The following is an 11,870-nucleotide window of genomic DNA, read 5'->3' on the forward strand; positions in this document are numbered from 1 at the left end:
AAAACAGCGAGTGAAATCTATACTGGTTACTTTGTTTGGTTACAACATATATTTTGTGCTTACAACACCCTAAGCTAGGGTGGCAAGATTTCCGGCGGCTCCGGCGTAGAACGCCAATACGCTATCGCGTCGATTTTGGCTCAGAAGTTCATCATTTCCTTCACCAAATGCACCGATTGCCTGCCCAAGGAGCGCGGTATCAGGCGTTTTGTTTATACCCTTCGCCGTTGAAGCTGCCGTGTTGTTGATTAAAGGCGCGGCGACATCAAACATTCCGTCTGTCTGGCCACCCTGGCTATCGCCTATAGATAATGGGATGGATAAACCGATGTCCCATGACAAAGCGTTATTTTTGTGATTTTGTAAGATATGGACTATTTTTGCGCGGCTCTCGCCTTGCAAGGCTTGCTGATTTTCGGCGTACAGTGATACCCCCCATTTTAGCGCGCTTTCCCCGGGGACGCGCTGCTGGGCGGTGAGTTTAAAGGTGATGTTGGGCACGGCGCCGGAGTGTAAAAACAGGGTGGTTCCTTCTCGTGCACCCACTATTTTGGTGTCCAGATGCGCAAACACCTTAAGGGGGATCAAAGGAAAATCCAATAAATCGACTTTAGGGGTATTATCCTGTGCCACCAGGGTTAAAGCAGATAAGGCATTCTGATATTTTGATAAAAAATCCGCGCCCAGTTTACTGACAGTCAACGGCGCGGGGGGAGAAGAAGGCAGGGCAATGACCGTCAGCATCGGGAGCGTTTCGCTGTCGTGGCATTCCGCAATAAATTGGTGTTCATCCTGTTCCCAGGCCATTTTTTTAAAAAATTTCCGCTCACCGTCCCAAGCATACTCTGCACGTAAGCCTGTGGTGGGAAGGTGGAGGGGGATAACGGCTTGAGGTGACTGCGCGTGTATTTCATCCAGCAGCGGTTCGAGTGAGCGTACTTGCCAGCCGTTTTCTTCGCTGTTTTCTTCATCGAGGTGCGCTATTTCTATTTTCTGATAGCGCGCTTTTTCGGCTAAATGCGGGTAATAGTGGTAGGAGAGCGTGTTGTTGAGATGGTCTCTTGGTTTGGCGATACCCGCCACATAGAACTGCTGCTGGGCGTGGTCATATTCGATATGCGCCACACCGGTTATCCGGGCATTAGGACGGGCGAGCAAGGCGACACGCTGTCCTTCACTGGTATAAAGGTGTGGGTGGGCGGTGGTACTGCCATCATTATGTATTGCCTGCCAACGCCCTGAGGTTAAATCGAGTAATCCGGTGGCGATATTGCCTTGCCCCAACTGGATATCCAGGCGTAGGGGCGGGTTAAAAGAAAATCGGCGGCTATCACTGAAATAGCGCTGCATGATAGATTTTATGTTGCTGAGATTGTCATCAGATAAGGTGGCGATGCTTTCTACCGCCAAAGAGAGATGAAATTGAGGAGCGGCTGGCCGATTGCCGAGGAGAGTGAGGTTAAAGGTTACGCCCGGTAATTCGATGGGGTGCAGCTGAAGCCGGATGTTTTCCAGGGTAGGGTGGGTAATTTTCACCGTGCTATTGGCCAGGGTCAGCGCCCATTCCTCACCGCTATGATGCAATGCTAACCGCTCGATGTGCGCCTGTTGTAAAGCGATGCGTGCTTCGCGGTTGCTGATGGTTATGTCGGGCGTGATATCCAATACCCAGCTTTCGCTGAGTCGTTTTAGCCTGTCACTGCTCGGCGTGATGATAATCTGGCGCGCATCATCGGGCAGGTCAATAAAGGTCGTGCCTCCCGCGCCTTCAAATTGGTAAGTTAAATAATGGGCATGGGCGGCATCGGTTATCGGCGTAGGCAATTGACCTGCGCTAAGGCCGTCATGGTGCTGACCCGGTAGGCGATTAACCTGTTGTATCGTTTGAAAAGTGATATAACGCACCCCGGCATCTAATGCAATGACCTGTCGGGTTGGGTGGGGATGGAAGCGAACGTTATTCGGGGCATTCACGCCTTCGATAGTGAAAGGGAAAAGCGCATCATGATATTGATGAAACTGATTGAATATCGCTTTTCCGTCCAAACGCCCATAAGCACCGGTATCATGGATAAACTGATAATGTCCGTTCAAGGCAGCAGGGAGTGCCAAGATACTGGAAGGGTGAAGCCGCACAGCTTGTTCGCCGGGGCGGGTCACATCAAAACCGAAAGCCGAATAAGCACTCAAAGCACGGTGATAATCTGACGTGTGTTTGCCTAAAGCCTTATCCTCAAACTGAGGTACCCTGATATCGGCCACCTGCACCGAGACGCGCTCCCCGTTAATGACGATTTTTTTTATCGGGACGTAAGGTTCAAAATACATCAGCTGCGGATGTTCCGGATCAGGTTGCAGGATTTCTTTGGGCTGGAGCGCGCTTTTAGACACCAGATGACGGAAAGGGGCAATAATTTGGTCTAATTCAACCTGGTAATGGGCGTTATTAGAAGCAACTGCCGTCACCAAAGCATTGGCACCTATCATCACGCCGACGAAAGGCACACTGAGCGGTGCCGCGACAGCCATGCCGTTGGCGATAGCAGGAGAGAAACTGGCCGTGGCACCTAATACGGTCAGTGTGCTATCCACGGCTAATTGGCTACTGGCTAACACCACTCGCGTGGTAGCGAAATCTTTTTGTGGGCTGGCCGGCATCTGTTTCAGTTCTTCGATTGCATCGATAAGATTGATGATATCCACCGCCACATTGACCACACTCCCGGCATGGGTGTAAGCCGCGCCTCCCATCAGTTTGCCTAACATCCCTTCTGCTTTGGCACCGGCGCCATTGACTATTTTGATGCAGTTAGCCAGACGCCCCATATCTTGCCCTATGCCATGCAGGATTTGGGTCAAATTGGCGACGGTGACAAATTTTCGCCACGCCGATGCCTCATCTTCATGTTGCCGCGCCAACAGGTGCATCGCTAAAAAGGCGACATTCAACGTCGACACGCCATCGACATGCGCGATTTCAGGCTCGAGCGCTGTCATTTTATCGCGCATAGTAACGAAAATAGCGTTATCAGGGGTAAGGCGTTTTTCCAGTGGCGCTTGTTGCTGATTTTGTTGTGCTGTCGGTCTGGCTTGAACAAAAAGGAGCGCGGTTTCACTTTCTGTTGTGGTGACAAATTTTTTAAACCGATAGCGGATTTTTTCTACATTATTATTGAGTTGCTGTGTCATCTGTTCAATAACGGCGGTGACGTGGCGGGCGAGCGCCTGTAGATGGATTTTTTTCTGCACTGTCGCCATCTTTAAGAGTAACGCTTTATCCGCGGAGGTTATCGCCGGCGGCTGAATGCGCACTTCGGCTGAAGGGGGCGGCAGCGTCTGTCTCTCAATAAGCTGAATGAGCTTGATGGCGTCACTGTGTTCAGCCTGCCCTCCGGGCAGGCCGGTTGTGGGGCTTACGCGGTGCGGTGACTGCGGAAGCAGGGGATCAACAATAATGTTGTCGGCAGAAGTGCGTAGGGGGGCAAGATAGTCAACCGTCACTTCAGTGCGCAGGGGGAGAGGGTGGTTGTTTTCATCAAGATCGGTGATCACACTGATTTGGCCTAAAATAACCTGGATATTTTCCGTGCGTAGGCCGGGTAAATGTTGCGTAATCAAGTCACTTATTTTTTCCCGGGTTTCGACCAATGATTGGCCATTCCATTTTTCTGTAGACGATGCGTCCTCTGGCGTGGGTAAAAACAGCGATTTTTCACCGACAAATAGCACCTGTATGCGTGCATCCGGCTGGGCGGTGAGGGTAGTTCTAAACTTATGCAGCGCCTCTTGCGGCACATCCGCTGGATGGCCATTCGGTGAATAAAGATTGAAATGCGCGCCATCGATACCAACAAGATAACGACGCTTGGGATCGCCTTTTAACCATTGACCCGCCGCCCAGAGCGCATGAGTATCATGCGGATCGACCACCGCAATGTGGTAAGCGTACTGGGATGGCATTTCTTCAACGGAATGGAATGGGGATGCGCTTTGTAACGGGTCGTTTAGCAGAGACAATCGATGGCCTGAGACGGCTAGCGCGGGGAGCCCCAGACGCCGGGCGATACCCGGTAAGAAGCCGTTTTGGAGTTTTTGTGATAGCAAACGGTGTTGTGGATAGAGGGCAATAAATTTTTCATTGCGGGGCAATTGGGTTAACACCTCCTGTAACCCTGTCACCACGAAGTCATCGGATAGCACGCGCTGAAGGGTATTTTGCGGATTGTCTTCTGGCATTAGTGCCCTAATTTTTATACCGCGCAGATAGGCTTCAATGCAGAGGTGTTTCAACGCGGTGTTAACATGGGTTAATTTGTTGATGTCCCTCATCACCCCAGGTGATTTCATGTAGGATTTTATGGATTGTTCTTCCACTTCATTCAGCGGCAAAACAATCGTCGTAACGCCCTTTTTTTTGAGGCTAGGCATATAGCGTTGAATATAGTCCAGGCTTTTCTGATAATGAACATCATCGCTATAGCCGAATAGCAATCCTTGTGCTTCCTGTCTTAGCGCGACACTGATGGGATCATCATTATTCTCTCCCAGGTTTTGTTCAAGCTGTCGATTCAGCGCATTTCGCGCCGCGCCACTGTATTTGCTCTCCCACTGTGTGACCGCTAATGGGTCAGCAAGATGGGTGGCGGTACCATAAATGTTTTTTATCTCCTTAAAATAGGCAGCAGGATCTTGTTGTTGTTTCAGCTCATCGAGCAAAAAATTCATTGAGGCGTGCAGGGCATGACTGGAGACCCATTGATACAGGTCAATGGCAAAGGGGAGGTTATTTTGGGCAAAATCGGTGATGATTTCTATGCTAGTCTCTGTGGTTTCCGGCGTAAACAAGGCGGTATCAAGTTGTGCATCTAACACGCGAAAAACCTCTTCACGCCTCTCATCATGAAAATAATCTTCACTATAATCCGCTATTTGGGCTTTCAATATGAAGGCGGTGATAATTTGTTCACTATCGAATGTGTTATGTAATCGCTCGAGAGAATCAAGGATAGCTTGATACACTCTGCCAACCGGTTTGAAGGGGATATAAGCTATTTCTCTCACTGCACTGGCTGACATTATCTGATCAAACCGCTGCTGTTTTACATTTATCTGGCTTTCTAGGATGTCGATGATTCTTTCTGAGTTTGGTGCAGTGCGGGCTAATGAGAGCAGTGATGGGGTAAGTGGCATTAAAAGATCTATGGGGCGGGCGACTGCGACGAGTTGCTCTACCATCTCGACATTGCCCTGCTGTATCGCTGCCTTTAATGCGTCGCCGGCGTTATCTTGGGCGTTATGCTTTAGTAGCAGGGCGACCAAATCGGGCTCTCCTGATAAAACCGCTTGTTGTAAAATTGAGGGTTCCCATTTTAAATATTTATTCGGATCGGCGCCGGCATTCAGTAACAACTGCAATGCCGTCAAATTTTTGTTTTTAATAGGGTAATAGAGCAAGTTGTATTGGTATGACGCTTGATAAGCCTGCAGATTATGTTTCGATAATAACTCAGGTATCATCCAGCTTAGGTTTTTATCCAGTGCCCTCACCAAGGGGTTATCCCCCACTCCATGATCACTTTGTTTGAGATGGATATGCTTTTCTTTCAGTAAGTTTTCAATCAGCGATTTTTCTGCAATATCGATGCTATAGTTCAATAATTGCCCCATGATATGGGCGTAGATCTGTCTCTTGCTACCTTTGAAAAGCCCCCACAGATTATTGAGGCTGAATTTATCAGCATCAATAACTTCTCGATGTGTCCGCTGATACAGTTTTTTTAACAGCGGACTGCCGGGCTTGATAGTGTTCGCTTCCCAATAGGCGAAAAAATATTTTATCTCCTCTAAGTTTATCCAATGTAAAAAACTGGTATCCAGGTTAGCCACTTCACTATCAGGCATCGTTGAAAGCATCTTGATAAGTGCTGGGGTGTCGACAATCAATTTCGTGAGCCAATGAGGATTATCTTGTGCATAGCGAATGAATCTTTCATTACCTAATTTTAAAAAAAATGAGATCAATTCTTCATCGTTTATGTAACACAATAGATCGGAGGAAAGGGTCGCCAGCTGTTCAGGGGGTAGAGTCAAAAGCGTAGTTATCAAGGGATTGAATTTTAGTTTATTAAACCAGCGAAGGTTAATTTTTGCATACTCAATCCCTTTTTCGGCTCCTAATTTTGAGAAAAATAAGGAGAGATCGTCCGCGTTGGTTGCTTGCAAGTATTGTGGATCAATCCTACTTAGCCATATTGCATCTTGCTCTTTAGCATGTGTAATGCCATCAATTAGTTGTTTGTAAGCCATCTGATCCGCATATTTTACTAGGTCTTCAATCGTTGGCGGGCTTATTAATTCACCGTCTATCTCCTGCCAAAAAAGATCGCCTATTCTCTGGAGTCTACGACCCTCTACCGCAATAGGTGTCCAATCTATCCAGGCAATCTGTGATGGTAAAAGAGAAAGTTGTTTGGCAATTTCAACCTGTAGCCAGGTTTTATCTTGTCGTAACCGATATTTTCCTGGGCTATCAGGCGACTCTTCTGTCAAAGCGTAAACGTTTATCGGTTTATAGCTCGATTTAACACCGGCCAGTATATCGTTTATCTGCTCCCATTCCGCGGCATCGCCTATAATGTTATGAAGGTTATTCCAATGATCTGTCGCCAGCTTATCCGTGAGACGATAAGGTGTGAAAGCCTGTTGTAGTGCATTCTGACAGGCTGCGATTTTTGTAGTAAAAATGAGGATTATAGATAATTTATCCTCAATAGCAGCAACACCTAATCTTTTACTAAAAATATTCCAGTATAAATTAAAAAGATGTATTTCTTCTGCTGGATTGATATCAGTAAGATCGCGACTGATAAATTCCGTTATTACTGCATGGGCTATTGTGTTTTTATAGACCGAAAAATTATCCGATAATTCACCTGAGGGGGCAGTTAAACTGAGTTTAGTCGCTATGATGTGGCTGTATGCACCCGAGCCACACATCATAATTTTTCCTGCTAATTCCCGGATTTCATCCACTTTTATTGCAGTGGGAATATTTCTTTCTTCCTGTAGAGATTGAGCAATTTCTTCTATATGTTTTTTTGCTTGATATAGGTGATGAAGGTTATTCTTGGAATTTTCTGAAAATAGGTTTGTTTTAAATTTTATAAACATATTTTCTACAGTAGTTATCCTGTCTGGTTTATAAGGCATGATGCCGTCTTTTCCTTGACTTGAAACATGTTGTTTATAAAAATCAATGATGTTTTGAATAGCTCGTTCATACTCTTGTTTAAATTTAAGATAATTGGCTGAACCTTTAAAGCGAGACATCGCCGCTTTTGTTTTTCCTGTGTAATAGATCGGAGAATGAGAATCGGAAGAAATCGCCTCTGGTTGATTTATTTCTACAGTCGGTTGAGTTGGCATAATCACTTCCTTAAATTTAATAAATAAAAAGAATTTTTATTTATTATTAACAGCTTTCAGCCACATTGCTAGTAGTGATATGGTAACCAAGCGGCTGCTTCAGTGCACTGTGGCACCCTCGTGATTCTTATCTCAGGTCTCACGGCTCAAGCTGCTAGTCGTTTTCTTTCTGGCTATACATGCCCCACACTTTTTTTATGCTCTCCAATGTGGACAAAGAGCCTATTTATATACTCATTCAACTTGAAGGTTTGGAAATTATCGTTAATTCTGCCCCTGAGAAAGGGAGCAATGAGAGCGACTATTGAGTTGCCAAAAGGCCAGCGCACCCACGTTCTCCGACATACTTTTGCCAGTCATTTTATGATGGATGGGGGCAACATTCTGGTACTACAACAAATATTAGGCCACAGTACTATTTTAATGACGATGGGCTATGCACATTTTGCCCCAGATCACCTTGATGCCGCGTTAACCTTAAATCCTTATGATAAATTAATTGAGGAATAATGATAGAAGGTTTGCCCTTGAGTGCTGTCAAGTTAATTAATGGTTTTTTATATCAGTTATGATATAACTGCATTATCGGATAGACAGTAGGTTAGGATAATGAATGCCAAGACTGAAAAATCTTTAGTTTGGATAGGAAGCAGTAAAAAAGACTTGTTGGAACTACCGCAAGACATTGTTAAATCTGTCGGTTATACGCTGCATTTTGCCCAAAAAGACTTAACGCCTCCAAACGTTAAACCATTATCTGGGTTTCATGGTGCTGGTGTACTTGAAGTCATAGAAAATCATGATGGTAATACCTATCGAGCTATCTATACCCTTCGCCTTTCAAGTTACGGCTTTGTTGTCTGCGGGTGCTCGCCGAATCACGTAGTATTTCTACGCTCATCGGTCGGTCGCCCTGGCCGCCTTGCCGTAACTCGAAATTCATTGGGTATATACGGTTAAGTTTGCAGGTGTTGTATTTGTTTTACATTGCTTCCAGAAAAAATCCAAAAAGGGCATAGCTACACCAAAGGCTGATCTTGATCTGATAAGAACCCGCCTCAACACAGCCCAACAGATTTATGAGGATATGAAGAATGGAAAGATCTAAAGAATATGATTTTGAAGTCGGATCAAATAACGTTTTTTCTGATTTAAATTTACCAAACTCAGAAAGTTTGAAGCTAAAAGCTGACTTAGCTGTACAAATTATCACGACCATAAAAAAAATGGGTTTAAATCAGGCTGAAGCCGGTAAAAGAATGCATTTACCTCAAGCGCGTGTTTCTGCACTTTATAACGGCAAATTCTTCAATATGTCAGAAAAAAAATTGATGGATTGTTTAAATCGGCTCGGTTATGACATTGAAATCGTAGTAAAACCTAGCCATGATTTTTTGGGTCATAGAACATTATTTATACCCGCGCATAGCTAAAAATAAGATCAGATATCAGTCATAACAAAAAACGTCAATTGTTATAAATTTTTAATGTGGCAACCCGGATTTAGTTAAAAAGCAAATGTAGTACTTCTGAAAGAAGACTATAGAGGAAGTCAACATTCTGGTACTACAACAAATATTAGACCACAGTTACCATTTTGATGACGATGCGCTATTCACATTTTGCTCCAGATCACCCTGATGCAGCGTTAACCTTAAATCCTTATAGTAAATTAGTTGAGGAATAATTAATGAGTTCAGTACTCAGTATACATCAGCGCTTAGAGAGAGTGACTCCAGAGCTTTTTACGCGCTTTTTTTACGCTAAAAAAGTACCAGAGATGAGTTGCTTTTGGTGTCATACTGCTAATATGTCTATTCCACAAATGGATGTAACTCCAGTGGCGGCGTATAATCCAGATAGCGAAAGTACATCTGGTGGGGCATCTCAATCTTCTTCTTACGTTGGTTATATTTGCATCAATCCAACACAGCCGACCTCAGTTTTGAGTTATCAATATCGAATAATTTGTAAAAAATGTGGGTTTACCAACCATATTGCCGTGCATCCCATACTCAATTGGCTTGAAGAAAACGCTGGAAATAACAGGGAGGTTTAGAGTGGAAAAAGATTCGGGGCTTATGGATTTTCCCCCTAGAATAGTTAGGCTAGTTGAGCATTCTGATGGAGGCGATGGAGGAGATGGAGGAGATGGAGGAGATGGAGGAGATGAAATGTTAGAAGCAAGAGTAGCTAGGCTAGAATCTGACATCGGTGTTTGTCAATGTAGTTGTCGCTTGAAACTGTTTTATGCAGCACTTACTTCCGGATTCAGCATCACTTCATGAATAAAATTCCAGTTACGACAGCCTTTGCTCCAACGTTCGGGTTTTTTAGCTCGAGCTAATTCATAGATGGCTTTCCGTTTAGCTAATATTTCTTTATCTGCCTCCCTATGACGTTCATCTGGAGTAACGTACTTGATACCACTGTGTTTATGTTCAAGGTTGTACCCGTTCACAAACTGAGCTACCCAGGCTCTGGCATCATTGAGTAAAGTAAACCCCTCGGCTGGCCACTGGGGACAATATTTCACCGTTCGAAACAAGGATTCGGAATAAGGGTTATCATTGCTGACTCGTGGGCGAGAATATGAACTGATTACCCCCAGATCGTACATTTTCGCCAACAGGGTATAACTACGCATGGGGCCACCATTATCTGAATGAAGAATGATTTTTTTGCCCGCGCATTTTTCTTTCCAGATGCATCGTTGCAGTAGCTCTGCAGCCTGTTCGCCGGATTCTTGTTCAAAAACGTCTGCCCCCACAATTTTCCGACTGAAAATGTCCATCATCATGTAGAGGTAAAGATGCCGACCTTTTATAGGTGTTGGCAAATAACTACTATCCCAGGACCATACCTGATTCGGTGCTGTCGTTTTTTGTGCGCCTGGACGTTTATAACTTCTCTCTCGACGTCTAGGTGTTAACAGTTTGTTCGCTTTGAGCACGCGATAAAACGTAGACTCAGAGGCGATATAAATTCCCCTATCAGCCAGCGTCGGAACGATGACATTCGGAGGGAAACTTGAAAACTCTGGTGAGTTACAGATTTCCATGATCCGCTGTCGTTCAGCATCAGACAATTTGTTGCTGGGGGCATTGCGAACGGCCGTTGACCGTTTGTCGGCCAGGGGAGCGTTGTGACAATTGTTGCGCCAGCGTTGCAGTGTTCTGACTGAAATCCCAATGACCTGGCAGGCTTGCGCCTTACGAGCCCCCTGTTTCATCGCATTCCTAAGCATATCAACTATATTAAGCCGCTCCGGGAGAGGTATTAGACGTCCTCGCTGTTGTCCCAGAGGGCATTGAACTTTTCCCTTAATACCAGTAGCGCTGCGGTTTCCGCCAGCGCCTTTTCTTTTCTGGTGAGTTCTTTTTCAAGTTCACGGATCTTTTGTCTGTATTCTTTGACGACTTTATCAACTTTATGATTATTCAAGGCTTTCGGCTCATGAGCCCGGAGCGAAGCCGTTCGCCATTCCTTTACCTGTTCAACAAACAATCCTTTGTGCCGACAGTATTCGGCCAGCTCAATTTCAGACATCACTGCGCTTTCAATGACCACCGCAAAACGCTGTTCGGGCGACCAACCTTCGTTATTCTTTAAAAACTGCTCATCTTCACATAACAGGCCATCACTCATTAACTCGTTTCTCCATCTTGAAACAACCGAAGGGCTCACGTCTAGCTTCTTCGCTATTTGCCGGTGAGACCAATTATACGGAGGTTGAAGCCAGAGCAACCCTTGTTGCTTGATATTGATAGGCACGGGGTTTGCCGGCATGGTGTTCTCCTTAATATTAACAGGCGACAACTATGCTGACACAGGGGGTTATTCAGTGATCTTCTTGATGATAATATGCACCAATCGTGTTGGCCGTAACAGCGCTTACCTTTCATTGAATAACCATAAAGACGTGGCATATCATGGGCAAAACCGCTTTCATCCACGTAAATTATCGGGGTATCACAGGCTTCATAGGCCTGGAGCTTGTTTTGGAAATCTTTTCGCGCTTGGACGTCGATTTTGGGATGATAAAATGTTTTTTTTATAGCTAAACCCGGCACGTTTTAACGCATCGCAGATACCTCGAGCACTAACCCCCATACGTTGGGCTCGTTCGTGTTGAGACGCGTCAGGGTAGGTTTCTACATCAAGGATTAACGCCGCTTGGTTTATTTTGGTAGCGGGTTTATCTCGAGTCAGGCAAGGTTCTATGCGTTTAGCCCAGCGCATCAGGCTCGCTGTCCCCACACAAAAACGTGTCGCTGTTTGGGCATAAGTGAGCTTTTCTTGCGTTTTAATAGCCAAGACATGTTGGCGAAATTTTAATGGATAGGTCATCTCAGTATTATACATCAATTTATACCACCTATGCCATACGGAAGCCCTGAAAAACCGCTAAAAGTAGTCTATTCTGTCATTAATAATTTTTTTAG

At 45.1% G+C, this 11,870-nt stretch carries 6 protein-coding genes and 4 pseudogenes; 6 read left to right on the forward strand and 4 right to left on the reverse strand.

Annotated elements, in window-relative coordinates; genetic code table 11:
* Positions 1-69: 69 nt before the first annotated feature.
* Entirely contained in the window at positions 70-7,425 is a 7,356-nt protein-coding gene (locus AACL30_RS01735) for a membrane-targeted effector domain-containing toxin (RefSeq protein ID WP_339057610.1), read from the reverse strand.
* Between the two features lie 255 nt (positions 7,426-7,680).
* Here AACL30_RS01735 and AACL30_RS01740 point away from each other — a divergent pair.
* Together AACL30_RS01740 and AACL30_RS01745 are read left to right on the forward strand one after the other, a co-directional pair.
* Positions 7,681-7,935, forward strand: a pseudogene (locus tag AACL30_RS01740) (tyrosine-type recombinase/integrase); the annotation flags it as partial.
* 99 nt (positions 7,936-8,034) lie between these two features.
* Positions 8,035-8,235 (forward strand): annotated as a pseudogene (locus AACL30_RS01745) (type II toxin-antitoxin system RelE/ParE family toxin); the annotation flags it as partial.
* A 10-nt stretch (positions 8,236-8,245) separates the two neighbouring features.
* On the opposite strand, the gene AACL30_RS01750 reads toward AACL30_RS01745, so the two are convergent.
* Positions 8,246-8,368 (reverse strand): hypothetical protein, encoded by a 123-nt coding sequence (locus AACL30_RS01750; RefSeq protein ID WP_339057611.1) that lies wholly within the window; start codon positions 8,366-8,368, stop codon positions 8,246-8,248.
* Between the two features lie 3 nt (positions 8,369-8,371).
* Between AACL30_RS01750 and AACL30_RS01755 the strand changes: the two are divergent.
* The 4 genes and pseudogenes from AACL30_RS01755 to AACL30_RS01770 all read left to right on the forward strand — a co-directional run.
* Positions 8,372-8,533 (forward strand): annotated as a pseudogene (locus AACL30_RS01755) (type II toxin-antitoxin system RelE/ParE family toxin); the annotation flags it as partial.
* Positions 8,520-8,858: a helix-turn-helix transcriptional regulator gene (locus tag AACL30_RS01760; protein WP_339057612.1), complete on the forward strand. Its 339-nt coding sequence runs from the start codon at positions 8,520-8,522 to the stop codon at positions 8,856-8,858. The pseudogene AACL30_RS01755 and the gene AACL30_RS01760, both read left to right, overlap by 14 nt.
* A gap of 121 nt (positions 8,859-8,979) precedes the next feature.
* Positions 8,980-9,112: pseudogene (locus AACL30_RS01765) on the forward strand (site-specific integrase); the annotation flags it as partial.
* A gap of 3 nt (positions 9,113-9,115) precedes the next feature.
* Complete coding sequence (locus tag AACL30_RS01770) at positions 9,116-9,484, forward strand: hypothetical protein (RefSeq protein WP_339057613.1); 369 nt, start codon at positions 9,116-9,118, stop codon at positions 9,482-9,484.
* Between the two features lie 189 nt (positions 9,485-9,673).
* Here the strand turns inward: AACL30_RS01770 and AACL30_RS01775 are convergent.
* Together AACL30_RS01775 and AACL30_RS01780 are read right to left on the reverse strand one after the other, a co-directional pair.
* Positions 9,674-11,214 (reverse strand): IS3 family transposase gene (locus AACL30_RS01775; RefSeq protein WP_339057614.1). Its coding sequence is split into 2 segments (ribosomal slippage): positions 9,674-10,740 and positions 10,740-11,214, totalling 1,542 coding nucleotides; the frame shifts between segments, so codons are not numbered across the junction.
* A 192-nt stretch (positions 11,215-11,406) separates the two neighbouring features.
* Positions 11,407-11,775: an IS630 transposase-related protein gene (locus tag AACL30_RS01780; RefSeq protein WP_339058374.1), complete on the reverse strand. Its 369-nt coding sequence runs from the start codon at positions 11,773-11,775 to the stop codon at positions 11,407-11,409.
* Positions 11,776-11,870 lie beyond the last annotated feature (95 nt).

This window comes from Candidatus Regiella endosymbiont of Tuberolachnus salignus (assembly GCF_964020115.1).
GTDB lineage: Bacteria > Pseudomonadota > Gammaproteobacteria > Enterobacterales > Enterobacteriaceae > Regiella > Regiella insecticola.